Below are 23,804 nucleotides of genomic sequence, written 5' to 3'. Positions count from 1 at the left end.
GCTCACCACTCCTCGAGGCCGTCGTAGAGCGGGAAGTCCGCGGCGAGCCGGTCCACGCGGGCCCGCAGGGCGGGGATGTCCGCCCCGGGCTTGAGGGCGGTCGCGATGATCTCGGCGACCTCCTCGAACTCGGGGGCGCCGAAGCCGCGGGTGGCCAGCGCGGGGGTGCCGATCCGCAGCCCGGAGGTGACCATCGGCGGGCGCGGGTCCCACGGCACGGCGTTGCGGTTGACGGTGATCCCGGCCTGGTGCAGGAGGTCCTCGGCCTGCTTGCCGTCCAGCTCGGAGTGGCGCAGGTCCACCAGGACCAGGTGCACGTCGGTGCCGCCGGTCAGCACGGAGACCCCGGCCGCGGCCACGTCGTCGGCGCCGAGGCGCTCGGCGAGGATGCGCGCGCCCTCGACGGTGCGCTCCTGGCGGGCGCGGAACTCCTCCGTGGCCGCGATCCTGAAGGCCACGGCCTTGCCCGCGATGGCGTGCATGAGCGGTCCGCCCTGCTGGCCCGGGAAGACGGCGGAGTCGATCTTCTTCTTCAGCTCGCCCGTGGTCAGGATCACGCCGGAGCGGGGACCCGCGAGGGTCTTGTGCACGGTGGAGGTCACCACGTGGGCGTGCGGCACGGGGTTCGCGTGCAGGCCCGCGGCCACGAGGCCCGCGAAGTGGGCCATGTCCACCCACAGCTTCGCGCCGACCTCGTCGGCGACCGAGCGGAACGCCTCGAAGTCCAGCTCCCGCGAGTACGCGGACCAGCCGGCCACGATGACCTGCGGGCGCTCGGCGAGGGCCTGCTCCCGCACCTTGTCCATGTCGATGGTGTAGGTGTCGGGATCGACCTCGTAGGCGGCGATCTCGTAGAGCTTGCCGGAGACGTTGAGCTTCATCCCGTGCGTGAGGTGGCCGCCGTGGGCCAGGGAGAGGCCCATCAGCTTGTCGCCGGGGGTCATCAGCGCCTGCATGACCGCCGTGTTGGCCTGGGCCCCGGAGTGGGGCTGGACGTTGGCGTGCTCGGCGCCGAACAGGGCCGTGGCCCGGTCCCGGGCGAGGTTCTCGACGACGTCGACGAACTCGCAGCCGCCGTAGTAGCGGCGCCCGGGATAGCCCTCGGCGTACTTGTTCGTCAGCACCGAGCCCTGCGCCTCGAGGACCGCGCGGGGCGCGAAGTTCTCGGAGGCGATCATCTCGAGGGTGCCGCGCTGGCGGCCGAGCTCGTCGGCGATGGCCGCCGCGATCTCCGGGTCGACCTCGGCGAGGGGCTGGTTGGTGACGGACGGGGACGTGCTCGTGGACATGCCGCTCCTGAAGTCGGGGACCGTGGGTGGACCGTCTACGAGTTTAGGCGATGCCGCAGGACCAGGTCCCGCCCGGCGTGCGAGGCGCGGCCGACGACCCGCTCGAGGGGTCCCTGCCCCCGGGCCCGGCGCCAGAGGACGGCGAGGACGGTGCCCGTCAGGACGTGCACCAGGAACCACAGGACCGGCCGCTCGTAGTGCAGCTCCAGGAAGAGGCCGAGCAGGTGCGCCGAGTAGAGGGTCAGGGTCATCGAGCCGGCCGCGACCAGCGGCAGCAGCACGTGCTCCGCACGGCGGGCCACCAGCAGGCACAGGCCCAGCACGAGGGCCCCGGTGCCCACCCCGCTCAGCAGGGCGAGCGGGGTGTTGGTGTGCGGCCCGGTCACGGCCAGCCACCACCAGCTGGAGGAGGGCAGGACGGGGTCCGGCCCGTACACGATGACGTCCTGGACGTCCTCCCGGGACAGGAAGGGGCTCGCCGCGAGCAGCCGCTCCATGCCGCCCAGGGGGTGCAGCAGCAGCCAGGAGGTGACGGCGGCCGCCGCCGCGAGCGCGGCCCCGCCGAGCAGCAGGCCGAGCTGGGTGCGCGCGGCCGAGAGGTCCAGCCGTCCCAGGGCCAGGCCGGCGAGGAGGAGCACGAGGTACGTCACACCGGGGTACGAGCCGGTCACGAGCAGCTGGGCGAGGGTGGTGCCCGGCTCGGCGAGGAGCTCGGCGACGCCGGGGTTGTGGACGGCGAACGCCGGCAGGACGGGCCCCAGGGCGTGCACCAGGACGGGGCCGAGCACCGCGAGCCCCGCCGCCCAGGCGAGCAGGGCGCGCGCGGACAGGTGCAGGAAGGGCAGGGCGAGCAGGAAGAAGACGCCGTAGTAGACCAGGATGTTGTAGGCGGGCGGGTCGTCCGGCGAGAGCTGGTTGATCAGCAGCCCCAGCACCGTGATGAGCACCGCGCGCACCAGCAGCCCTGCCCGGTCCGCGGTCGTCCGGGGCCCCTCGTGCACCCGGGTCCCGCCCGAGCCGAGCGCCAGCCCCACACCGGCGAGCAGGGCGAACAGGGCGGCGGCCCGGCCGGAGAACAGGGTCCACTGGGCGGTGGCCTCGAAGGTCTCCGGGTCCCAGGACGGCAGGATGTGCACGGAGACCATGCCGAGCAGGGCGAGGCCGCGGGCGGCGTCGATCCCGGTCAGGCGCCGGCGGGCGCGCGGTGCGGCGGACGGCTCCGCGGACCGGGCCTCCCCGACCGGGTGGTGGGTGTGCAGCATGACGGCGGTTCCCCTCTCGTGGTGCTCCGGCGGGCTCCTGCCCGCCGGGTCCGGGCCCCCGGCCCGTTTCCTGGTCCCACCTCAGCAGACGGGGATGTGGTGCTCTTATCGGCTTCCTGTGCCGCGGCTGTGAAGTGCGTCCGCAAAGGACCCGGCGGCGGGTGCGGCGCTACGCTGAGGTCGGTCCGAGGACGCCGGTGCCGCCGGCGGGGACCAGGAGGGAGCACGCCGTGACCGAGCCCGTGCAGCGGCCCACCGCCGTGGACCTCCCGCGCCTGCGGCACCCCGACGGCGCACCGGTGCGCGCGCTCGTCGTCGACGACGAGCCGCTGCTGGCGCAGATGGTGTCCATGGGCCTGTCGATGCTGGGCTGGGACGTGCGCTCCGCCCACGACGGTGACGCCGCGGTCGCCGAGGCCCGCCGCTTCCGGCCCGACGTGCTGGTGCTGGACGTCATGCTCCCGGGCTGCTCGGGGGTGGCGGTGCTCGAGCGGATCCGCTCCTTCTCCCCCACCGTCCCGGCCCTGTTCCTCACCGCGAAGGACAGCACCGAGGACCGCATCACCGGCCTCGCGGCGGGCGGGGACGACTACGTGACGAAGCCGTTCGACATGGAGGAGCTGCTGCTGCGGCTGCATCGCCTGGTGCAGCGCGCGGGCATCGCCCACCCGGACTCCGCCGAACTGGTCGTGGGCGACCTCGTGCTCAACGCGGACACGCGGGAGGTCCGCCGGGGCGGCGCCGAGATCGCGCTGACCGCCACCCAGTTCGACCTGCTGCGCTGCCTCATGGAGAACGCGCGCCGGGTGCTCAGCAAGCCGCAGCTCCTCGAGCTGGTCTGGGGCTACGACTTCGGCGGCCAGACCAACGTCGTGGAGCTCTACATCTCGTACCTGCGCAAGAAGGTCGACGCCGGCCGGCCGCCCATGATCCACACGGTGCGCGGCGCCGGCTACGTCCTCCGACCGGCCGAGTGAGCACCCTCCGATGAGCGCGGGAGGCACCGGTGCCCGGCCGCGGCTCCGCGGGCCCGGCCGGGCGCTGCAGCTGCGCACCAAGCTGCTGCTGACGGTCCTGGCGCTGCTGACCGTCGCGTGCGCCGCGGTGGGCGCCCTGGGCCTCGCCGCGCTCAACGTGTCCCTGGGCGAGCAGCTGGACCGCCAGGTCCGGGACGCCTCCTTCCGAGCGATCGAGTACGGGGTCCGGGCCGCCGCCGGGCCCTCGGAGGAGCTGGAGGCCATGATGGACGTCCCCGCGCAGGGCGCGGGCACCCTCAACGCCCGGATCGTGGACGGCGAGGTGGTCCGCGCCGGGCTCTTCGCCGCCGACGGGACGCGGCAGGAGCTGACCGACGCGGACCGGCGGCGGCTCGGGGAGCTCGTGACGGCGCTCGGCGCGGAGTCGGACGAGGACGGGGGCGAGCAGTGGGGTCCCGTGGACGTGCAGCTGGCCGTGGGCGGCTACCGGGTGCTGGTGGTCGACGACCCGTGGGACTGGGGGCTCGTGCTGACCGGCCTGCCGCTGGCCGACAAGCAGCACACCCTGCGCAGCTTCGGGGTGAGCACCGCGGCGATCTCGACCGGCGCCATCGCCGCCACGGGGCTGCTCGGCCTCGTCGTCGTCCGGCGCACCCTGCGTCCCGTGGAACGGCTCTCCGACGTGGCGACCCGCGTCTCGGAGCTGGACCTCGACCACGGGGAGGTGGTCCTGCCCGTGGGGGCCGTGGCGCCGGCCGCGCACCCCGACACGGAGGTGGGCCGGCTCGGCCACGCCTTCGGGCGGATGCTGGACAACGTCGGCCACGCCCTGGTCGCCCGTCAGCGCAGCGAGACGCGCGTGCGCCGGTTCGTGGCCGACGCCAGCCACGAGCTGCGCACCCCGCTGGCCAGCATCCGGGGCTACGCGGAGCTCATCCGGCTCACCGAGCCGATGAGCCCGCAGGGCCGCGGCTCCCTGTCCCGGGTGGAGTCCGAGGCGGCGCGGATGACCGCGCTCGTCGAGGACCTGCTGCTGCTCGCGCGCCTGGACGAGGGCCGGGCGGTGGTCACCGAGGACGTCGACCTGCTCGAGCTGGTGATCGAGACGGTCAGCGACCTCCGTGTGGCGGCGCCCGGCCACGTCTGGCGCCTCGAGCTGCCCGACGAGCCCGTGCTCGTGCGGGGCGACCCCGCCCAGCTGCGCCAGGTGCTCATCAACCTGCTCGCCAACGCCCACCAGCACACGCCCGCCGGGACCACCGTCACCGCGTCCCTCGCCGTGGAGACCGGCGGCCGGCCGCGAACCTGCGGCGAGGCCGTGCTCGCGGTGGCCGACGACGGCCCCGGCATCGGCGCGGACTTCCTCGAGCACATCTTCGCCCGCTTCGCCCGGGAGGACCACGCCCGGGCCGGGACCTCCCGCGGCACGGGTCTGGGGCTCTCGATCGTGGAGGCCATCGTGCACGCGCACCACGGGCGGATCGACGTCCGCAGCGTCCCGGGCAGCACCCGGTTCACGGTCCGCCTGCCCTTGGCGGACCACTGAGCGGACGCGGCTTGCCCCTGCGGGCCCCGGGCCGTTTAATGAACTGGTCAGGAACCGTCGGCACGGACGGCCGTCACCGCTCCAGTGCCAAACCGCAACGCCGCGTCCGGGGTCCGTCGCGTGCCGTGTGCTGGGGTCTCTCCGTGCGGTTCCGGGGGCCACGGAGAACGCACCCACTTCCGGAGGAACTCTCGTGAACGCACTGCCCACCGCCCCGTTCACCGCGTCCCTGCCGCGCATCCAGGGCCCGGACGCACCGGCCCAGGCGGTCGACCAGCTGCGCATCCCGCACGAGGCCGTGATCTTCGACATGGACGGGGTGGTCACCGACACCGCCGCCGTGCACGCCGCGGCCTGGAAGACCCTCTTCGACGCGATCCTGGCCGACGACCGGCTCGAGCCGGCCGAGGAGGGCACCACGGTGGACCGGCGGCCCTTCGACGCCGACGCGGACTACCGCCACTACGTGGACGGCAGGCGGCGCGAGGACGGGATCCGCTCCCTGCTCGCCGCCCGGGGCGCGCGCCTGCCCGAGGGCGACGAGACGCCGGGGGCGTGGACCGTGCAGGGCCAGGCCGTGCTGAAGAACTCCTACTTCCAGGACGCCCTGCAGGTCCAGGGCGTGCGGGTCTTCGACCGGACCGTGGCGCTCATCGAGCGGCTGCGCGGGGCCGGGGTGCCGGTGGGCCTCGTGACCGCGAGCCGCAACAGCGTCCCGGTGCTCGCGGCGGCGGGGCTGCAGGACTCCTTCGACATCATCGTGGACGGCCACTTCGCCGCGGAGCACGGGCTGCCCGGCAAGCCGGCCCCCGACACGTTCCTCACCTGCGCGAAGATGCTCGGCGTGAACCCGGCCCGGTCCGTGGTGGTGGAGGACGCCGTGTCCGGGGTGCAGGCCGCGGCCGCCGGCGGCTTCGGCCTGGTCGTGGGCATCCGCCGCCACGGCGAGCGCAACGACCTGTACCGGGCCGGGGCCACGGTCGTGCTCAACGACGTCGGGGAGCTCGACCTCGGCGCCCGCCGCGACGACCCCTGGAAGCTGGTCTTCGAGGGCTTCGACCCGACCACCGAGGCCCGGCGGGAGACCCTCCTGACGCTGGCGAACGGCTACATGGGCGTGCGCGGGTCCGCCTGCGAGTTCCCCGACAACGGGGTGCACTACCCCGGCAACTACCTGGCCGGCATCTTCAACCGGGTGGTGAGCCACCTGAGCGGCCGCGACGTCGAGCACGAGTCCATGGTCAACGCCCCCAACTGGACCCACCTGGACCTGCGCGTCTCCGGCGGCGACTGGTGGTCGGAGGGCGGGCTGGTCCCGTCCGACGAGCGGACCGAGCTCGACCTGCGCCGCGGCCTGCTCATCCGGTCCCTGACCCTCACCGACCTCAACGGCGACCGGGGCGAGGACGGCGCCCGCGCCCGGCTGGAGATCGTCCAGCGCCGCCTCGTGTCGCTGCGCTTCCGCCACCTGGGGGCGCAGGAGACCACGGTGACCGCCCGGGGGTTCTCCGGGCGGCTGCACCTGCGCACGGGCATCGACCCCAGCGTGCGCAACAACGGGGTCGCGGAGTACCAGGACCTCAACGACCACCACCTCGTGGACCTCGAGTCGACGTCCCTGCCCGACGACCACGAGACCCTGCTCTCCCACGTGCGCACCACCCAGTCCAAGATCGAGATCACCACGGCCCAGCGCACCACCATCGAGGGCGGCCAGAACGTCCGGGAGCGCCGCGAGATCCGCCCGGGCGGCACCGAGTTCCGCCGCCACCAGGTCAACATCTCCGACGGCCGCCCGGTGATCATCGACTCGACCACGGCGGTGGTCACGAGCCGCGACGCGGCGATCGGCTCGCCCCGCGAGGGCGCGCTCGCGGAGCTGGACCGCAACCCCAGCGGTGTCCGGGGCCTGCTGCCCTCGCACGAGATCGAGTGGTCGCTGCTGTGGGACCGCTTCGACGTGGACGTGTGCCCGGACCCGGAGAACAGCACCGGGGAGCTGTGCCTGACCCAGCTGGCGCTGCGCGTGCACCTCTTCCACGTGGCCCAGACGCTGGCGCCGCACATGTCCCTGCGCGACGCCGGCGTCCCGGCCCGCGGTCTGCACGGCGAGGGCTACCGGGGGCACATCTTCTGGGACGAGCTCTACATCCTCCCGGTGGTCAACCTGCACCAGCCGCAGGTGACGCGCGCGCTGCTGTCCTACCGCTGGCGCCGGCTGCCCATGGCGAAGCACCGGGCCACCGAGTTCGGGCTCGAGGGCGCCGCGTTCCCGTGGCAGTCGGGCTCCGACGGCCGGGAGGAGACCCCGCCGGAGCTGTTCAACCACCACTCCAACCGGTGGCTGCCGGACAACTCGTGGCGCCAGTTCCACGTGGGCCTCGCGATCGCCTACAACGCCTGGATCTACTACGAGACCACCGGCGACCTGGACTGGCTGGCCGGCCAGGGCTCGGAGCTGATCATCGGGATCACCCGGCTCTTCGCGTCCCTCACGGACTACGACCCCGCGGACGGCCGCTTCCACATCGCCGGGGTGATGGGCCCGGACGAGTACCACGACGGCCCGCGCGGCCAGCACGGCGGCGGCCTCAAGGACAACGCGTACACGAACGTGCTGGCGGCCTGGCTGTTCCGGCACAGCGCCCACATCTTCCACGACATGGTGGAGCACCAGCGCGAGGAGCTCTCCGCCCGCTTCGACCTCTCGCCCGAGGAGGTCGGGACGTGGCAGCAGATGGCCGAGCGGATGTTCGTGCCGTTCAACGCGGACGGCACCATCAGCCAGTTCCACGGCTACGACGACCTCGACGAGCTGGACTGGGAGTACTACCGGGCCAAGTACCGCAACATCGGCCGCCTCGACCTCCTGCTGGAGAACGAGGGCGACATGACCAACAACTACAAGCTGGCCAAGCAGGCCGACACGATCATGCTGGTCTACCTCTTCGGTCCCGACGGCCTGGTCGAGGAGCTCGGCCGGATGGGCTACGACGTGGACCACGCCGCGATCGAGCGCACCGTCGACTTCTACATCGCGCGCTCCTCCCACGGCTCCTCGCTCTCCCGGGTGGTCAACGCCTCGGTGCTCGCGTGGCTGCACCCGGACCGTTCGTGGTCGTCCTTCCAGGACGCCCTGCTGGTGGACCTCGACGACACCCAGGGCGGGACCACGGGCGAGGGCATCCACCTGGGCGCCATGGCCGGCTCGGTCGACGTCGTGACCCGCGCCTACGCGGGGCTGCGCGTGCGGGGCGGGTGGCTCGAGTTCGACCCGGCCCTGCCGAGCCAGCTGCAGTCGGTGACGTTCACGGTGCTGTACCGCGGGCAGGTGATCCGGGTCTGCATCGACCACCACGTCCTGGAGCTCGAGGGCTCCTCCCGCCGCGCGGACGACGTCACGATCCACGTGCACGGCGCGGAGTACGTGCTCAAGGGCGGCCAGAAGATCCGGGTGGCCCTCCAGCACGGGCACCAGCGCTCCGCGCGCCCGGCGGTCGCCCGGCAGGACGCCTGAGCCGCGGGCCGCGGCTCCGCCGCTAGGCTGGGCGCATGGCACACTCCACGACGCCCGGCCTGGTCCTCCCGCACGGCGGGCACGAGCCCCGGATCGACCCGTCCGCCTTCGTGGCCCCGACCGCCACGGTCGTGGGCGACGTCGAGCTGGGCCCCGGGTCCGGGACCTTCTACGGCGCCGTGGTGCGCGGGGACCGCTCCCCCGTCCGGCTGGGGGCGCGGTCGAACCTGCAGGACAACGTGGTGGTCCACTCCGACCCCGGCCACGCCTGCACGATCGGGGCGGACGTGAGCGTCGGCCACGGCGCCGTGGTGCACGGCTGCACCGTGGAGGACGAGGTCCTGGTCGGGATGAACGCGACCGTCCTCAACGGCGCCGTGATCGGCACGGGCTCCCTGGTCGCCGCGGGCGCCGTCGTCCTCGAGGGCACCGTGGTGCCGCCGCGCTCGCTGGTGGCCGGGGTGCCGGCCAAGGTCCGGCGCGAGCTCACGCAGGAGGAGCAGGAGAAGGTCCGGGCCAACGCGCGGACCTACGTGCAGCTCTCCGCCGAGCACCGCCGGCTCAACGCCTGACCGGCTCCCGCACCGGGCCGCGGCGCCCGGTCACGGCACCCCGGTCACTGCGCCGCGAGGGTGCGCGCGTAGTCGAGGTACGCGCCGTGGTCGAAGCCGGGCAGCAGGCAGGACTGCACCACCCAGCCCTGCAGCACCGAGAGGATGGCCTGGGCGAACATCCCGGCCCACTCCCGGGCCGCGCCGGGGTCGAGCCCCAGCTCCTCGGCCGCCCACCGCCCGTAGCGCTCCTCGACGCGGTCGCGCACACGTCCCAGGTGCTCCCCCGCCAGCCCGGCCAGATCCGGGTCGGTCACGGCGCCGCCCCACGTGATGAGCAGCAGGCGGGTGGTGGCCGGGTCCGCGGCCAGCCGCTCCAGCAGCCCCACGACCCACGCGGCGGGGTCGGTCCCGGGCTCGTCCTCCGCGGCCGCGAGCACCCGGTCCAGCGCCGCGCGGGCGGCCGCCGCCACGAGCTCCTGCTTGCTCGGGAAGTGGTTGTACAGCGCTCCCGCGGACAGGCCCGTGGCGGCGATGATGCGGTGCATCGACGCCCCCTCGAAGCCGTGCTCGAGGAAGCACTCGCTGGCGGCGGCCACGATCTCGCGGCGGCGCTCGTCCTTGTACTGCTGGCTCACCCGGGGCACGGGGCCAGTCTAGGCGATGAACGGTCGTTCGATCGGCGCGTCCGGACAGGACGGCGCACGGCTCGGAGCGGGCGGACGGCGCCGAGCGGGCGGCACGAGGCGGCGGCGCCAGGCGAACGGCGCCGAGCGGGCGGCACGGGGCGGCGGCGCCGGGCGAACGGCGCCGAGCGGGCGGCACGGGGCGGCGGCGCCGGGCGAACGGCGCCGAGCGGGTGGCGCCGGGGAAAGGCGTGGCAGAATGCGCCCATGCCCGCCCAGATCCTCAGCCCGTTCGTCGCCGCCTCCCTCGACGCCGCCCACCTCGACGACCCCGGCACCCCGACGGGCCGCACGCTCGGGTGGGGCGTGGTCAGCACCGCCGGCATCGCGGAGAAGGTGGTCGCGGACCTCGCCGCGCTGCCCGACGCCCGGCTGGTCGCCGTGAGCTCGCGGGACCAGCACCGCGCCGAGGACTTCGCCCGCCGGCACGGGGTGGAGCGCGCCTACGGCAGCACCGCCGCCGCCACGGGCCTGGACCGCCTGGCGGCCGACCCGGACGTGGAGATCGTCTACGTGGCCACCCCGCACGGCTACCACCACCGGGACGTCTCGGCGCTGCTGCGGGCCGGCAAGCACGTGGTGTGCGAGAAGGCCCTCGCCATGACCGCGGCGGAGGTCCGGGACCTGTTCCGCCTGGCGCGCGAGCACGGCGTCTTCCTGATGGAGGCCGTCTGGACCCGCATGACCCCCGGCTTCCGCACCGCGATGCGCTGGGTCCGGGAGGGCCGGCTCGGCCGGGTGCGCTCGGTCGAGGGGTCCATCGGCATGCACCGCCCCCTCGACCCGACCCACCGGCTGTTCCGCCGGGCCGACGGCGGCGGGGTGCTGCTGGACATGATGGTCTATCCGCTGACCTGGACCTCCGCCGTGCTCGGTGTCCCGGAGCGCTGGAGCGCCCGCGCCGAGCTCGGCGCCACGGACGTGGACGTGGACACCGCCCTGACCCTGGACTACGGCTACGGCCGGGCCCACGTGAGCGGCACCCTGTCCAGCACGGTCCCGCACCAGGTGACGATCAGCGGAACGGAGGGCTGGCTGCGCGTGGACGGCCGGATCAACTGCCCCACCACCCTGGTGCTGCAGACCGCCGCAGGCGCCCGCGGCGGCGCCGACCCCGCGGTGGAGCGCGTGGCCGTGCCGGGCGCGGGCTACGCCTTCGAGATGCGGGAGGCCACCCGCTGCGTGCAGCAGGGCCTGCTCGAGTCCCCCGTGATGCCGTGGGCCGACTCCCTCGAGCTCGTGGAGCTCTTCGACCGGGTGCGGGAGCGGATCGGCGTGCGCTACCCCCACGACACCCCCTGACACGGCGGCCCGCACACGCCCGCCGACGGGCGGTTCGCCGTGGGCGATCCGGCCCCGGACCTGTTGAAGAGCTCTCAGGGCGGCACTATCATGGTCAACAGTTGAGTTGATCCGACTCAACTAAATGTCGAAGACATTGCTCACATGGTTGAGGAGATGATTGACGTGGCCACGATGTTCACCCCGTTCAACGATTTCGACCGGCTCGCCGCCTCGCTGTTCGCCCGGCAGGGCCTGCGCGAGATGCCCATGGACCTGTACCGGGACGGCGACCAGTACATCCTGCGGGCGGACCTGCCCGGGATCGACCCCGAGAGCGTCGACGTCGACGTCGACGGCCAGCTGCTGACCATCCGCGCGGAGCGGAAGCTGCCCGAGGTCCAGGACGTCCAGTGGATCACCCGGGAGCGGCAGAGCTCCTCGTTCGTGCGCCAGCTCAACCTGGGCCAGGGCATCGACATCCAGGGCATCGCGGCGAACTACGACAACGGCGTGCTCACGGTGACGATCCCCGTCTCCGCGCAGGCCAAGCCGCGCAAGATCCAGGTGGTCTCCGGCCAGGGCGAGCAGCAGGCCCTGGGCGAGAGCCGGGACGACTCCGGCGACCGCGTGATCGGCGAGGGCGAGCTCGTCAACGGCGAACGCTCCACACAGTCCACCGAGGGCTGAGCCCGGTTCGGCCGGCAGCGGCTCCGCACCGGCCGGGACGCCACGGCCCGGGCCCGTTCCCCCGCGGGGAACGGGCCCGCCGTCGTGCCCGGAGCCCCCGCACTCCCCGGGCGGCCAGCGGACGGGGCGCCGCCTCGGGTATCTTGGCACCAGGAAGCACCACCCCGATCCGACGACATCCTGGGAGACAGCCCGCACATGGCCAAGATCATCTACACCCGCACCGACGAGGCGCCCCTGCTCGCCACCTACTCGTTCAAGCCGATCATCGAGGCCTACGCCTCGACGGCCGGCGTCGAGGTGGAGACCCGCGACATCTCCCTGGCCGGTCGCATCCTCGCCGCCTTCAACGACCGCCTGCCCGAGGACCAGCGGGTGGCCGACGCCCTCGCCGAGCTCGGCGAGCTGGCCAAGAAGCCCGAGGCCAACATCATCAAGCTCCCCAACATCTCCGCCTCCGTCCCGCAGCTGAAGGCCGCCGTCAAGGAGCTGCAGCAGCAGGGCGTGGACCTCCCGGACTACCCGGACGAGCCGCGCACCGAGGAGGAGCAGGAGATCCGGGCCCGCTACGACAAGATCAAGGGCTCCGCCGTCAACCCGGTGCTGCGCGAGGGCAACTCGGACCGCCGCGCCCCCTCCTCGGTGAAGAACTACGTCCGCAAGAACCCGCACCGGATGGGCGAGTGGACGGCGGAGTCGAGGACGAACGTCGCCACCATGGGCGCCGACGACTTCCGGGACAACGAGAAGTCCGTGGTCATGGAGGACGACGACACCCTGACGATCCGGCTGGTCGGCGAGGACGGCGGCACCACGGTGCTCAAGGAGTCCGTCCCCGTGCTGGCCGGCGAGGTCGTCGACGGCACCGTGATGCGGGCCGAGGCCCTGGACGCGTTCCTCGCGGAGCAGGTCGAGCGCGCCAAGCGGGAGGACGTCCTGTTCTCGGTGCACCTGAAGGCCACCATGATGAAGGTCTCCGACCCCATCATCTTCGGCCACGTGATCGAGGCCTTCTTCCCGGAGGTCTTTACTACCCACGGCGCCGCCCTCGAGGAGGCCGGCCTGAGCTCCGACAACGGTCTCGCCGCGATCCTCGACGGCCTCGACGCCCTGCCGGCCGACGTGCGCGACGACGTGCGGGCCGGGATCGACAAGGGCCTCGCCGAGGGCCCGAAGCTCGCCATGGTGAACTCCGACAAGGGCATCACGAACCTGCACGTGCCCTCCGACGTCATCGTCGACGCGTCGATGCCGGCCATGATCCGCACCTCCGGGCACATGTGGGGCCCCGAGGGCGAGGAGGCCGACACCCTCGCGGTGCTGCCGGACAGCTCCTACGCCGGGATCTACCAGGTGGTCATCGACGACTGCCGCGCCAACGGCGCGTTCGACCCCACCACCATGGGCTCGGTGCCGAACGTGGGCCTCATGGCGATGAAGGCGGAGGAGTACGGCTCCCACGACAAGACCTTCGAGATCCCCGCGAAGGGCACCGTCCAGGTCGTCGACTCCTCCGGCGCCGTGCTCATCGAGCACGAGGTCTCCCCCGGCGACATCTGGCGCGCGTGCCAGACGAAGGACGTCGCGATCCGGGACTGGGTCAAACTCGCCGTGACCCGCGCCCGGGCCTCCTCCACGCCGGCCGTGTTCTGGCTGGACCGCACCCGCGCCCACGACACCAACCTCATCGCCAAGGTCGAGGAGTACCTGGCCGAGCACGACACCGAGGGCCTGCAGATCGAGATCATGTCCCCCGAGGAGGCCACCGCCTTCTCGATCGAGCGGATCCGCCGCGGCGAGGACACCATCTCGGTCACCGGCAACGTGCTGCGCGACTACCTGACGGACCTGTTCCCGATCCTGGAGCTGGGCACCTCCGCGAAGATGCTCTCGGTGGTCCCCCTCATCAACGGCGGCGGGCTGTTCGAGACGGGCGCCGGCGGGTCCGCGCCGAAGCACGTCCAGCAGCTGGTCGAGGAGAACCACCTGCGCTGGGACAGCCTCGGCGAGTTCCTCGCCCTGGCCGCGAGCCTCGACCACCTGGCGTCGACGGCGGACAACGCCCGCGCCCGCATCCTCGGCGAGACCCTGGACCGGGCCACGGGCACCTTCCTGGAGGAGAACAAGTCCCCGAGCCGGAAGGCCGGCGAGATCGACAACCGCGGCAGCCACTTCTACCTCGCCCTGTACTGGGCCCAGGAGCTGGCGCGCCAGGACGAGGACACCGAGCTGGCCCAGGCCTTCGCCTCCGTGGCGGAGCAGCTGGCGGACCACGAGGACACCATCAACGAGGAGCTGCTCTCCGTGCAGGGCCGGCCCGCCGACATCGGCGGCTACTACCGCCCGGACGACGCCAAGACGTTCTCGGTGATGCGCCCCTCGGAGACCTTCAACCGGGTCCTCTCCTCGCTGAGCGCATGAGCTGAGCGCGCCGGCCGGGCACCCGGACCGGCGCGAGCGGCACCCACGGCAGCGGCCGCACTCCCCGCGGGGAGTGCGGCCGTCGTCGTGCGGCTGCGCCCCACCGCCGTGCCGGGCGGCCGTCGAACGGCGCCGGGCCGCGGCGGTGGGACGCGGCGGTGGGTCGCGGCTCAGTGGAAGAAGTGCCGCGCTCCCGTGAAGTACATCGTCACGCCGGCGGCCTCGGCCGCGGCCACGACCTCCTCGTCCCGGATGGACCCGCCGGGCTGGACCACGGCGCGCACCCCGGCGTCCAGGAGCACCTGCAGACCGTCCGCGAACGGGAAGAACGCGTCCGAGGCCGCCACGGCCCCGCGGGCGCGCTCGGCGCCGTCCTCGCCGAGGGCGTTGGCGCGCTCCACGGAGAGCCTGCAGGAGTCCACGCGGTTGACCTGTCCCATGCCGATGCCCACGGAGGCGCCGTGGTCGGCGAGCAGGATCGCGTTGGACTTCACCGCCCGCAGCGCCTTCCAGGCGAAGGCGAGGTCGGCGAGCGTCCGCTCGTCCGCCGGCGCCCCCGCGGCCAGCGTCCAGCCGGCCGGGTCGTCGCCCTCGGCGTCGAGCCGGTCGGCGACCTGCAGCAGCGCGCCGCCGGAGACCTGCCGGTACTCGAGGACGTCCCGCTCGAAGCCCTCGGGCAGCTCCAGCAGGCGGATGTTCTTCTTGGCCTGCAGGATCTCGAGGGCCGCGGGCTCGAACCCGGGGGCCACGAGGACCTCGGTGAAGATGTCGCGCACGGTCTCGGCCATGGCCCGGGTCACGGTCCGGTTGGCGGCGATCACGCCGCCGTAGGCGGAGAGCGGGTCGCACGCGTGGGCCTTGCGGTGGGCGTCGGCGATCGGGTCCTCGGCGCCGGGGGTGGCCACGGCGAGCCCGCACGGGTTGTTGTGCTTGACGACGGCCACGGCCGGCTCGTCGAAGTCGTAGGCGGCGCGCAGCGCGGCGTCGGCGTCCACGTAGTTGTTGTAGGACATCTCCTTGCCGTGCAGCTGGTCGGCCTGGGCGATGCCGGGCGCCGCGGCCTCGTCCACGTAGAGCGCCCCCTTCTGGTGGGGGTTCTCGCCGTAGCGCAGCGAGGTGGAGCGCTGCAGGGCCAGGCCGGCGTAGGGCGGCCAGAAGTTCGCGTCCTCGTCCTGCTCGAACTGCTGGGCCGTCCAGGTCGCCACCGCGGTGTCGTAGGCGGCGGTGTGCGCGAACGCCGCGGCGGCCAGCCGCCGCCGCGCCCGCAGGTCGAAGCCGCCCGAGGCCGCGGCCTCGACGACCGCGTCGTAGGAGGACGGGTCGACCACCACGGACACGGCCGCGTGGTTCTTGGCGGCGGCCCGGACCATGGAGGGGCCGCCGATGTCGATCTGCTCGACGACCTCGTCCTGGCCCGCGCCGGAGCGCACCGTGTCCGCGAACGGGTAGAGGTTCACGACCACGAGGTCGAACGGCTCGATCTCCAGCTCCGCGAGCTGGTCCATGTGGTCCTGCTTGCGGCGGTCCGCGAGGATGCCCGCGTGCACCCGCGGGTGCAGGGTCTTGACCCGGCCCTCCAGGCACTCCTGGAACCCGGTGACGTCCGCGACCTCCGTGACCGGTACGCCCAGTGCGGCGATCCGCCGTGCGGTCGAGCCGGTGGAGACGATCGCGACGCCGGCCCGGTGCAGGCCCGTGGCGAGGCCCTCCAGCCCGGTCTTGTCGTACACGGACACCAGCGCCCTCTTGATGGGCACACGGTCAAGCTGGGTGGGGCTCACAGGTTCTCCAAGCGTTCGAGGTCGTGGTTGCCGGCGGGATCCGCCGGGACCATTTTACGGACCCGTGCCGGACCCGCTCACCGGGCGTCGTGCAGGGCGCCCCGCCGGGCCGTCTCACCGAGCGTGCGCACCAGCAGCTCGCGCTCGGCGGCCTTGATCCGCTCGTGCAGCTGCGCCTCGGTGTCCCCGTCCGCCACGGGCACCGCCGCCTGCGCCAGGATCGGGCCGGCGTCGACGTCGTCGACGACCTCGTGGACGGTGACGCCGGTGACCTTCACGCCGTGCGCGAGGGCGTCCCGCACCGCGTGCGCGCCCGGGAAGGACGGCAGCAGGGACGGGTGGGTGTTGATGATCCGACCCGCGAACGCCTCGACGAACTCGGCGTCCACGATCCGCATGAACCCCGCGAAGAGGACCCGGTCCGGCTCCCGGGCGGCCACCGCCGCCTGCAGGGCACGGTTCCACCGCGTCCGGTCCGGGTGGTCGCCGGGCCGGACCAGGAAGGTCTCCACCCCGGCCTGCCGGGCCCGTTCCAGGCCGGTGCAGGGCCGGTCCGCGCCCACGGCGGCGATCTCGACGTCGATCCGGCCCTCCCGGACGGCGTCGAGGACCGCCTGCAGATTGGTGCCGGAGCCGGAGACCATGACCACGATGCGCATGCCGTCGAGTCTAGTGGCGCGGGCGGGGGCCGGTGCCCGGGGTGCCCTAGAGTGAAAGGCATGACCCCTCCCCGCCCGAGTCCCGAGGCAGCCCCTGCGGACGCACGACGCGCCACCGCGACCCGTACCGCAGGAGGTGCGCTCGTGTGCGCGGCGGTGGCCCTGGTGCTCGTCGGCTCCGGGCTGTGGCCGACCGTGGCGGGGGTCGTGCTCGCGGCCGCCGGGATCGGGCTGGGCATCGCGGCCCTCGTGCGCTCCCGCGGGGCGGACCGGCGCCGGCTGCTGGTGGTGAGCGCGGTCGCCGCGATCGTGCTGGGCTCGCTGAGCCTGCTCACCGGCGGGGCGCGCCTGGCGCTGTGGCCCGTGGCCGAGGCCTACCAGGAGTGCGTCGCCGGCACCCTCACCCTCTCCGGGGAGGCGCAGTGCCAGCAGGAGCTCGAGGACGGGATCTGGAGCTATCTCTCCGGCGACCCGGGCGCGCCGGCGTCGGACGACGCGGCGGGCGCCTCGACCGCGTCCACGTCGACCGCGTCGACGTCGAACGCCTCCGCGGGACCGGACCCCGCCCCGGCCCGCCCCTGAGCCGCCCACGGGCCCGTGCCGGCGCGCTCCGCCCCGTCCCGGTCGGCCCCCGGCGCGGTCCGCGGGCCCCGCCGGCCCGCCGAGCGCATCGCGCGCCGGGCCGCGGCCTCCTCCCGGTGCCGCCGCCGCGCCTCGCGCCGGCCGGCGGGCGTGCGGTCCTCCCCGTCCTCCTCGTCGCGGGGCGGGGCGAACGGCGGCTCGTGCTCGAGCCACGGTCCCAGGACGTAGCCGACCGCGGTCCCGACGGCCACCTCGGCGCCGAACAGCAGCAGGACGGCGGGGCCGTCGGGCCCCACGTCCGTGAGCCGGCCGAGCCCCAGCGAGCCGTGCGCCAGCCAGCTCAGCAGCATCACCAGCACGCCCGCGACCGCGCCCACGAGCACCCCGGTCAGCAGCGTCGAGACCGGGTACGTGATCCAGCGGGCGGGCAGCCGCAGCGCCATCCAGTCGTCCAGGTGGTTCTCGCCCTCGCGCAGGAACCACCAGCCGGCGAGGACGCCGGCCAGGACCGGCAGCACGACCACTCCCAGCGCGCCGGCCGGGAGCTCCTCGGGCGGCAGCGCGGCGAGCGCCGGGAGCAGCGGCACGGGCCCGGGGTCGGTGCCCAGCGGGGAGGCGTGGGTGCCGGAGCCGAGGTCGAAGCCCGCGCCCGTGGCCCAGGACAGGGCGTAGACCGCGAGATTGGGCAGGTAGCCGAGCTGCAGCCCGGTCAGCGCGGTGTCCCCCGGCACGCCGGTGCCGAGCCGCTGGTAGACGCCCACCACGTCGTTCCAGTTCCAGAACAGGGCGGCGGCGAGCAGGGCCGCCCCGGCGCCGACCCCGGCGACGGCCGCGACGAAGCCGGCGCGCAGCACCGCCCAGACGTAGGACCCGGCCCAGCGGGAGTACTGGCTCGTGCGCTCCACCCACGCGGCGGCGTTGACGCCGATCAGCCCCGGCAGGGACCGGGAGGCCCGGTACGCGCCCACGAACCCGCCCAGGGCCACGGGCACGAGCGGGAAGACGGCCGCCGCGGCCGGGCTCGCCGAGACCTGCGCCCCGGTGAACAGCAGCGCCGCCGCGGCGCCGAGCGCGGAGTAGGCGGCGAGGCCGCTGAGGTACGGCTGCCAGAACTGGCCCTCCCAGCAGGCCCGCGCCAGCCGCCGCCCGGCGTGCCAGGCGAGCGCGAACGGGACGACGGTCAGCCCCAGGGGGACGAGGTTGAGCGTCCCGGTGGTCGCGGGCAGTCCCGCTCCCGGGTCGAGGGCCACCTGGAGGGGCGTGAGGTGGGCGAGCAGCCACACGTGGCCGGAGAGCACGATCCCCCCGGTCAGCCCGAGGGTGTCGAAGCCGTCGGCGAGCCACACCATGAGGACGGTCAGCAGGACCAGCAGGTAGGACACCACGGCCACGGAGCCGAGTTCCAGCACGCCCTGCAGCCACAGCGGCATGGGCACGCCCTTGCGGTCGGGGCGTGCGGCGGGGGAAGAGGAGCCATGGGAGTTCATCACCGACCATCTTCCCACGCCCGCGCGGCGCCCCGGCAGAGGCTTCACGGCGCCTTCACCGGCGGGCCACGCGCCGCTTCCCGTCCGGTCGCCCGGCCCGGGCAGGCTCGGGCCCATGAGAGTCGCCGTGGTCGCCGAACAGTTCCTCCCCCATCTGAACGGAGTCACCCACTCGGTGCTGCGGGTCGTCGAGCAGCTGGTCGCCGGAGGCCACGACGTCGCCGTCGTGGCGCCCTCCTACGGTCCTCCTCCGCTCGGGCTCCCCGCCGAGGACGCCGTCGAGGACCTCGACGGGGTGCCGGTGCACCGGCTGCCCGCCGTGCCGCTCACCGGCTATCCGGCGGTGCGCGTGGCCGGGGGGACCGTGGCGCGGGTGCGCCGGCAGCTCGAGCGCTTCCGGCCGGACGTGGTCCACGTGGCCTCCCCGTTCGTGCTGGGCCGCCGGGCGATCGTGGCGGCCCAGCAGCTCGGGGTGCCGTGCGTGGCGGTCTACCAGACGGACGTGCCCGGCTACGCGGCCAAGTACGGGGCACCGTTCCTCGAGCAGCTCCTGTGGGGGCACGTGCGCTCCATGCACAACCTCGCGACGCTCACGCTCGCGCCGTCCACCTCGGCCGTCCGGCAGCTCACCGAGCACGGCGTCCGGGACGTGCACGTGTGGCGGCGCGGGGTGGACACCACCCGCTTCAGCCCCCGGCACCGGGACGAGCAGTGGCGGGAGGAGGTCGGCGGCGGCCGGCGGATCGTCGGCTACGTGGGCCGGATCGCCCCGGAGAAGCAGGTCGAGGACCTCGCCGCGGTCGCCGACCTGCCCGGCACGCGCCTCGTGGTCGTGGGCTCGGGCCCGGAGGAGGACGCCCTGCGCCGCCGGCTCCCGCAGGCCCACTTCACCGGGCGGCGCAGCGGCGCGGAGCTCGCCCGCATCATGGCGTCCTTCGACGTGTTCGTCCATCCCGGCGAGTTCGAGACGTTCTGCCAGACGATCCAGGAGGCCATGGCCTCCGGGGTGCCGGTCGTCGCGACCGGTAAGGGCGGGCCCCTCGACCTCGTGGACCGGTCCCGCACCGGCTGGCTCTATCCCCCGGGGGACCTCGGAGCGCTGCGGGGGCACGTGGCCGACCTCCTGGGCGACGAGGCGAAGCGGGCCGCGTTCGGCGCCGCCGCGCACGCGGCGGTCCAGGGCCGGACGTGGGACGTGCTGGTCGGGCAGCTGCTCGAGCACTACGAGCACGCCGTGGAGCTCTCGGTGCCCGAGCGCGGTCCGCGCCGCCGCCGGGCCGCCTGAGGGCCACCGCGAGGGCTGCCGCGCGGACTGGCGCGGGGCTACCGCGAGGACTGGCGCGGGGCCGGGGACGCGTCCAGGACGGACGTCCCCGTGCCGGCGTACCGCCCGGGCTCCGCGGTCAGCACGGTCAGCCCGTGCACCAGGGCCGTGGCCGCGGTGAGGCCGGCGAGCGGGTCGGCCGCCGCCCGCGCCGCCAGTGCGCCCCACGCCCGGGCCACGGCGGCGTCCACCGGCAGCACCCGGCCCGGGAAGCGCAGCTCGAGCTGCTCCGCCCACAGCGTCTCGTCGGGCCGCTCGGCGAGCAGCTCGCCGAGCACCGTGGCGGGCACGAACAGCCGCCGGTGACCCTGCCGGCGCAGGACCCCGGCCAGCTCGGGGCAGCGCTCCGGGGTGCGCACCCCGAGCAGCACGGAACGGTCCAGGAGCAGGTCCACGGCGCCGGTCCTCAGGCGGCGGCGGCGAGCTCGCCGCGGGCCGGGGCCAGCAGGAAGTCCACGAACTCGGTGCGGGCCTGCACCGCACGGGCGTAGTCATCGACGCTCATGGCGGAGGCGCTGATGGCCGGGACGCCGGCGGCGGGCTCGACCGGGGACGGGTCCCGTCCGGCCGGGACGCCCGGGGAGGAGCCGGGCGGCGCGCCCGTGCGGACGGCGGGGACGGGGGTGCGGGGGTCGGGCATGGCCGGGATCCTTCGTGCGCTCTTGCTCGCACCGGGTACCGCCGTGGCGGCGACGCGAGCCGCTTCGTCATCCGAACCACCCGTGAACATGGGGTTGGTGCCCGGTCAAGTCGGAGCTTGCCGACCGGGTCTCTTGAAGCTGACTCCATTGAACCACATCGCCCGGCGGCGCCCGGGCCGCGCCCCGGGCCGGCCCGCTGTGCGCGGTTCTTCCCCGGGGCGTCACCGTTCCGACATCTCGGGGACACATCGCTGCGCTGGAATGGGCGCGGAACACCGGCGACGGCGCCGACGACGAGCCCGAGCATTACGTTTCAGTGACACAACTCACGACGCGCTTGTCGAGGTGTCGGAGCTCCGGGGTAGCCTGGATCTGCTTCTCGAGATGCGGCGTCCGCGTGCTCGGCCGGAGATCGTGCGATCCCCGGCGAACCCGCGGAGGGGCTCCGACCCGCTGCGCGCCAACCCGATGTTCCCGGGTGGATCGGATGACGAAGCGGCGGGCAACGCCATCGGATGCCTGCAAGAACGTCAGGAGAAAACATGACCATGTCCGAAGAAAGATCAGCCATCACCACCGACCAGCGCGAGGAGTGGATCGACGTGACCGTCACCGCCCTCCCCGATCTGCACCTCGTCCGGCTCACGTCGACCGACGGGGACGTGCAGGAGTACCTGAGCCCTGAGGCCGACGACCTCGCCGCCGCGGCGGAGCACACGGAGGGAACCGCGCAATGGTGCGCCAAGTACCGCCAGCTCCTCGTTCCCGGAGCCCTCGCGACGACCGGACGGCACCCGTTCTTCAAGCTCCACCCCTCGACCCTCCCGCTGTCGGCGTAGCCGGCGGGCAGGACACGACGGAGGCCGCAGCCCATCGGGCTGCGGCCTCCGTCGTGCGCGCCGCCCGCAGCCCGCTCCGGGCCGGCCCGGGTCGCGGGCCGGGGAGCGCTCACTCGAGGCCGTAGTCCCCCGCGGAGCCCCAGCCGCCTCCGGCCTCGTCGGCGGAGCCGTCGAACTCCCACTCGGAGGCCTCGACCTCGAAGGGCACGGAGACCTCCAGCTCCGCGTCGGTGATCCGGTTCAGCACGAAGGGGTCCTCCGGCTCCTCCGCCGCGGGGAACGGATCGGGTGCGGTCATGGCAGGACCTCCGGGTGCTCTCGTCCCCCGTCCCCTGCCCGTGGGCACGAGGGGGACGTCGTGGGACGGCGGACGATGGCGTTCAGCACTGGGGACGCGGGACGGCGGCGTTCAGCGCTGGTGGCACGGGACGGTGGCGTTCAGCACTGGGGACGCGGGACGGCGGCGTTCAGCCCTGGGGACGCGGGACGTCGGCGGTCGGCACCGTGGGATTCGATGCACGTCGGCCACGACGACAGAACCGCCACCGGGCGGAGCCCGACGGCGGTTCTGGAGGATCGACGGGCCGGGGCCCGTGGAGGATCCTTAGGAGATGACGTTGATGTTCGCGGCCTGGGGGCCCTTGGGGCCGTCCTGGGTCTCGAACTCGACGCGGTCGTTCTCGTTCAGCGAGCGGAAGCCGTTCGAGTTGATCGCGGAGAAGTGGGCGAAGACGTCCTTGGAGCCGTCCTCGGGGGTGATGAAGCCGAAGCCCTTGTCAGCGTTGAACCACTTGACGATACCGGTAGTCATGGGAGACCTGATCCTTCATGAGATGAACGTTTCCCGACGTTCGAGAAACACGACAGTTGTGATGCATGGAAAACGTCTTCTCAGAAAAACTGCTGCACCCGAGTGGGCCGAACTGCTTGAAAGACAAAAACGAACCTCAACAACTGCGGACCACTCTACACGAGTTCCGGCACCGCACCAGCGGGGCGGCGCCGGGCCCGCCCCGGGACCGGCCGCCGCGAGCCGCTCAGCCCGGCGGGGCGCCCAGCTCGATGAGGAGCACCCCGCCGACGATGAGGGCCACGCCGGCCGCCGTCACCCAGGTGAACGGCTCCCGGAACAGCAGCCGGCCGGCCAGCGCGGTCAGCGCCACCCCGGCGGCCGACCAGATGCCGTAGGCGACCCCCAGTGCCATGCCCTCGGCCAGGGCGAGACTCAGGCAGGTGAAGGCCACCGCGTAGCCGGCGACCACGGCGGCGTACCAGCGGGGGCGGCCCCGGGCGGCCGTCCGCAGGGACAGCGTCCCGGCGACCTCGGTGAGGATCGCGGCGGCGAGGAAGGCCCAGGCCATCAGCCGCGCCCCTCCTGCTCCGGGGCGGGGCGGCGGGAACCGAGCTCCACGCAGAGCACGCCGGCCACCACCAGCACGAGTCCGGCCAGCACGGCCGGGCTCAGCCGCTCGCCGAAGACCACGGCCGCGGCGAGGGCGGTGAGCAGCACCCCCAGGGCGGCCCACACGCCGTAGGCGACCCCCACGGGGGTGCCGCGGCGCAGCACGGCGGCCAGGAGCGCGAACGCGGCGACGTAGCCGGTGCCGACGAGCACGTACCAGCCGGGCTCGTCCAGGGCCGCCTTCAGCGCCAGCGTGGCCGCCACCTCGCTGAGCACGGCGGCGACGAGCAGCAGCCATCGGGTCACGGCTCAGCCCGCCAGCAGCTCGTCGGCGACCGCCCGCACCCGGGCCCGCTCCTGCGGACCGGGGGCGAAGACACCCGCGGCGTCGGCGAACCACACGCCGTCGGCGAGCAGCCGCACGGCCAGCAGCCGGCTCCGCCGCTCGGCGGGCAGATCCTCGGGCAGGTCGACCCACGGGGTCATCCGGGCCACCCAGCGCTTCTTGAGCGTGGCGCGCAGCCGCTGGTCGGTGAGCATCACCAGGTCGGTCTCGTCGACCTCCCCGGACAGGCACCAGTCGAGATAGGCGCGCAGGCGCTCCTCCGCCGGCACCCGCTCCGGCGGCGCGGAGAGGCGGCGGGCCATCTGCGCGTCCCAGCCGTCCATCACCCGGTCCACCAGGGCTAGCATCAGCGCCTCCTTGGTGCGGAAGTGGTACATCACCCCGGGCTTGCTCAGCCCGACGCGGCGGGCGGTCGACTCCAGGGAGACGGTGCCGCCGGCCCGCAGCAGCTCGAGGGCGCCGTCCAGGATGCGGTCGCGGGAGGAGGAACTCATGCTGAGAACTTTACCAACCGGAAGGTTGG

General features: G+C 73.9%; 22 protein-coding genes and 1 riboswitch. Of the genes, 9 read left to right on the top strand and 13 right to left on the bottom strand.

Translation table 11 applies throughout. From position 1 onward, the window contains the following. Window positions 1–2: 2 nt before the first annotated feature. Together glyA and RCG67_RS10830 are read right to left on the bottom strand one after the other, a co-directional pair. Window positions 3–1,289, bottom strand: a complete 1,287-nt coding sequence (glyA, locus tag RCG67_RS10835; RefSeq protein ID WP_368826170.1) for a serine hydroxymethyltransferase — start codon at window positions 1,287–1,289, stop codon at window positions 3–5. A 35-nt stretch (window positions 1,290–1,324) separates the two neighbouring features. Then, a complete protein-coding gene (locus tag RCG67_RS10830; protein ID WP_368826168.1) occupies window positions 1,325–2,551 on the bottom strand; it encodes a heparan-alpha-glucosaminide N-acetyltransferase domain-containing protein in 1,227 nt (408 codons plus the stop codon). A gap of 230 nt (window positions 2,552–2,781) precedes the next feature. Between RCG67_RS10830 and RCG67_RS10825 the strand changes: the two genes are divergently transcribed. From RCG67_RS10825 to RCG67_RS10810, 4 genes are all read left to right on the top strand, one after another. After that, on the top strand, window positions 2,782–3,528 hold the full coding sequence (locus tag RCG67_RS10825; protein ID WP_368826167.1) for a response regulator transcription factor: 747 nt from the start codon (window positions 2,782–2,784) through the stop codon (window positions 3,526–3,528). A gap of 10 nt (window positions 3,529–3,538) precedes the next feature. Then, a complete protein-coding gene (locus RCG67_RS10820; RefSeq protein WP_368826166.1) occupies window positions 3,539–5,074 on the top strand; it encodes a sensor histidine kinase in 1,536 nt (511 codons plus the stop codon). Between the two features lie 193 nt (window positions 5,075–5,267). Continuing rightward, on the top strand, window positions 5,268–8,591 hold the full coding sequence (locus RCG67_RS10815; protein WP_368826164.1) for a beta-phosphoglucomutase family hydrolase: 3,324 nt from the start codon (window positions 5,268–5,270) through the stop codon (window positions 8,589–8,591). 35 nt (window positions 8,592–8,626) lie between these two features. Beyond that, window positions 8,627–9,163, top strand: a complete 537-nt coding sequence (locus tag RCG67_RS10810; RefSeq protein ID WP_058874345.1) for a gamma carbonic anhydrase family protein — start codon at window positions 8,627–8,629, stop codon at window positions 9,161–9,163. 44 nt (window positions 9,164–9,207) lie between these two features. Here the strand turns inward: RCG67_RS10810 and RCG67_RS10805 are convergent, their stop codons facing one another. Continuing rightward, a complete protein-coding gene (locus RCG67_RS10805; protein ID WP_368826163.1) occupies window positions 9,208–9,789 on the bottom strand; it encodes a TetR/AcrR family transcriptional regulator in 582 nt (193 codons plus the stop codon). A 246-nt stretch (window positions 9,790–10,035) separates the two neighbouring features. Between RCG67_RS10805 and RCG67_RS10800 the strand changes: the two genes are divergently transcribed. From RCG67_RS10800 to RCG67_RS10790, 3 genes are all read left to right on the top strand, one after another. After that, window positions 10,036–11,130 carry a Gfo/Idh/MocA family protein gene (locus RCG67_RS10800; RefSeq protein WP_368826162.1) on the top strand — a complete coding sequence of 365 codons (1,095 nt, stop codon included), beginning with the start codon at window positions 10,036–10,038 and terminating at the stop codon, window positions 11,128–11,130. Between the two features lie 144 nt (window positions 11,131–11,274). After that, complete coding sequence (locus RCG67_RS10795) at window positions 11,275–11,799, top strand: Hsp20/alpha crystallin family protein (RefSeq protein ID WP_438612660.1); 525 nt, start codon at window positions 11,275–11,277, stop codon at window positions 11,797–11,799. A 198-nt stretch (window positions 11,800–11,997) separates the two neighbouring features. Continuing rightward, entirely contained in the window at window positions 11,998–14,220 is a 2,223-nt protein-coding gene (locus RCG67_RS10790; RefSeq protein ID WP_368826161.1) for an NADP-dependent isocitrate dehydrogenase, read from the top strand. Window positions 14,221–14,390: 170 nt separating this feature from the next. Here the strand turns inward: RCG67_RS10790 and purH are convergent, their stop codons facing one another. From purH to RCG67_RS10775, 3 genes are all read right to left on the bottom strand, one after another. Further along, on the bottom strand, window positions 14,391–16,001 hold the full coding sequence (gene purH / locus RCG67_RS10785; protein ID WP_368826160.1) for a bifunctional phosphoribosylaminoimidazolecarboxamide formyltransferase/IMP cyclohydrolase: 1,611 nt from the start codon (window positions 15,999–16,001) through the stop codon (window positions 14,391–14,393). A 77-nt stretch (window positions 16,002–16,078) separates the two neighbouring features. Then, window positions 16,079–16,660, bottom strand: a complete 582-nt coding sequence (gene purN / locus RCG67_RS10780; RefSeq protein ID WP_368826158.1) for a phosphoribosylglycinamide formyltransferase — start codon at window positions 16,658–16,660, stop codon at window positions 16,079–16,081. A gap of 455 nt (window positions 16,661–17,115) precedes the next feature. After that, a complete protein-coding gene (locus RCG67_RS10775) occupies window positions 17,116–18,729 on the bottom strand; it encodes a cell division protein PerM (RefSeq protein ID WP_368826157.1) in 1,614 nt (537 codons plus the stop codon). 115 nt (window positions 18,730–18,844) lie between these two features. Between RCG67_RS10775 and RCG67_RS10770 the strand changes: the two genes are divergently transcribed. Then, window positions 18,845–20,014 carry a glycosyltransferase family 4 protein gene (locus RCG67_RS10770; RefSeq protein ID WP_368826156.1) on the top strand — a complete coding sequence of 390 codons (1,170 nt, stop codon included), beginning with the start codon at window positions 18,845–18,847 and terminating at the stop codon, window positions 20,012–20,014. 38 nt (window positions 20,015–20,052) lie between these two features. Here the strand turns inward: RCG67_RS10770 and RCG67_RS10765 are convergent, their stop codons facing one another. Further along, window positions 20,053–20,448: a PIN domain-containing protein gene (locus tag RCG67_RS10765; RefSeq protein WP_368826155.1), complete on the bottom strand. Its 396-nt coding sequence runs from the start codon at window positions 20,446–20,448 to the stop codon at window positions 20,053–20,055. 11 nt (window positions 20,449–20,459) lie between these two features. Beyond that, window positions 20,460–20,693 (bottom strand): hypothetical protein, encoded by a 234-nt coding sequence (locus RCG67_RS10760; protein ID WP_368826153.1) that lies wholly within the window; start codon window positions 20,691–20,693, stop codon window positions 20,460–20,462. 13 nt (window positions 20,694–20,706) lie between these two features. Beyond that, window positions 20,707–20,832, bottom strand: a riboswitch (SAM riboswitch). Window positions 20,833–21,236: 404 nt separating this feature from the next. Here RCG67_RS10760 and RCG67_RS10755 point away from each other — a divergent pair. Then, complete coding sequence (locus RCG67_RS10755) at window positions 21,237–21,533, top strand: hypothetical protein (protein ID WP_058874336.1); 297 nt, start codon at window positions 21,237–21,239, stop codon at window positions 21,531–21,533. 109 nt (window positions 21,534–21,642) lie between these two features. Here RCG67_RS10755 and RCG67_RS10750 read toward each other — a convergent pair whose 3' ends face one another. From RCG67_RS10750 to RCG67_RS10730, 5 genes are all read right to left on the bottom strand, one after another. Next, the gene (locus tag RCG67_RS10750) at window positions 21,643–21,831 is read right to left on the bottom strand and encodes a hypothetical protein (RefSeq protein WP_368826152.1); all 189 of its coding nucleotides are present in this window, start codon (window positions 21,829–21,831) and stop codon (window positions 21,643–21,645) included. A gap of 306 nt (window positions 21,832–22,137) precedes the next feature. Further along, on the bottom strand, window positions 22,138–22,344 hold the full coding sequence (gene cspE, locus RCG67_RS10745; RefSeq protein WP_017832155.1) for a transcription antiterminator/RNA stability regulator CspE: 207 nt from the start codon (window positions 22,342–22,344) through the stop codon (window positions 22,138–22,140). Window positions 22,345–22,570: 226 nt separating this feature from the next. Then, entirely contained in the window at window positions 22,571–22,894 is a 324-nt protein-coding gene (locus RCG67_RS10740) for a DMT family transporter (RefSeq protein WP_368826150.1), read from the bottom strand. Continuing rightward, window positions 22,894–23,241 (bottom strand): DMT family transporter, encoded by a 348-nt coding sequence (locus RCG67_RS10735; RefSeq protein WP_368826149.1) that lies wholly within the window; start codon window positions 23,239–23,241, stop codon window positions 22,894–22,896. The genes RCG67_RS10740 and RCG67_RS10735 overlap by 1 nt, the downstream gene beginning before the upstream one ends. A 3-nt stretch (window positions 23,242–23,244) precedes the next feature. Next, a complete protein-coding gene (locus RCG67_RS10730; RefSeq protein ID WP_368826148.1) occupies window positions 23,245–23,775 on the bottom strand; it encodes a TetR family transcriptional regulator in 531 nt (176 codons plus the stop codon). Window positions 23,776–23,804: the final 29 nt, after the last annotated feature.

The sequence above is a fragment of the Kocuria cellulosilytica genome (assembly GCF_040981245.1).
Lineage (GTDB): Bacteria > Actinomycetota > Actinomycetes > Actinomycetales > Micrococcaceae > Kocuria > Kocuria cellulosilytica.
This window is presented reverse-complemented; position numbering and strand designations above follow the sequence as displayed.

What these genes read in the sequence shown, in the direction of transcription:
- glyA (WP_368826170.1), bottom strand. Translation starts at nt 1,289, where the DNA reads ATGTCCACGAGCACGTCCCCGTCCGTCACCAACCAGCCCCTCGCCGAG.
- RCG67_RS10830 (WP_368826168.1), bottom strand. Translation starts at nt 2,551, where the DNA reads ATGCTGCACACCCACCACCCGGTCGGGGAGGCCCGGTCCGCGGAGCCG.
- RCG67_RS10820 (WP_368826166.1), top strand. Translation starts at nt 3,539, where the DNA reads ATGAGCGCGGGAGGCACCGGTGCCCGGCCGCGGCTCCGCGGGCCCGGC.
- RCG67_RS10810 (WP_058874345.1), top strand. Translation starts at nt 8,627, where the DNA reads ATGGCACACTCCACGACGCCCGGCCTGGTCCTCCCGCACGGCGGGCAC.
- RCG67_RS10800 (WP_368826162.1), top strand. Translation starts at nt 10,036, where the DNA reads ATGCCCGCCCAGATCCTCAGCCCGTTCGTCGCCGCCTCCCTCGACGCC.
- RCG67_RS10795 (WP_438612660.1), top strand. Translation starts at nt 11,275, where the DNA reads ATGGTTGAGGAGATGATTGACGTGGCCACGATGTTCACCCCGTTCAAC.
- RCG67_RS10790 (WP_368826161.1), top strand. Translation starts at nt 11,998, where the DNA reads ATGGCCAAGATCATCTACACCCGCACCGACGAGGCGCCCCTGCTCGCC.
- purN (WP_368826158.1), bottom strand. Translation starts at nt 16,660, where the DNA reads ATGCGCATCGTGGTCATGGTCTCCGGCTCCGGCACCAATCTGCAGGCG.
- RCG67_RS10775 (WP_368826157.1), bottom strand. Translation starts at nt 18,729, where the DNA reads ATGAACTCCCATGGCTCCTCTTCCCCCGCCGCACGCCCCGACCGCAAG.
- RCG67_RS10770 (WP_368826156.1), top strand. Translation starts at nt 18,845, where the DNA reads ATGAGAGTCGCCGTGGTCGCCGAACAGTTCCTCCCCCATCTGAACGGA.
- RCG67_RS10760 (WP_368826153.1), bottom strand. Translation starts at nt 20,693, where the DNA reads ATGCCCGACCCCCGCACCCCCGTCCCCGCCGTCCGCACGGGCGCGCCG.
- RCG67_RS10755 (WP_058874336.1), top strand. Translation starts at nt 21,237, where the DNA reads ATGACCATGTCCGAAGAAAGATCAGCCATCACCACCGACCAGCGCGAG.
- RCG67_RS10750 (WP_368826152.1), bottom strand. Translation starts at nt 21,831, where the DNA reads ATGACCGCACCCGATCCGTTCCCCGCGGCGGAGGAGCCGGAGGACCCC.
- cspE (WP_017832155.1), bottom strand. Translation starts at nt 22,344, where the DNA reads ATGACTACCGGTATCGTCAAGTGGTTCAACGCTGACAAGGGCTTCGGC.
- RCG67_RS10740 (WP_368826150.1), bottom strand. Translation starts at nt 22,894, where the DNA reads ATGGCCTGGGCCTTCCTCGCCGCCGCGATCCTCACCGAGGTCGCCGGG.
- RCG67_RS10730 (WP_368826148.1), bottom strand. Translation starts at nt 23,775, where the DNA reads ATGAGTTCCTCCTCCCGCGACCGCATCCTGGACGGCGCCCTCGAGCTG.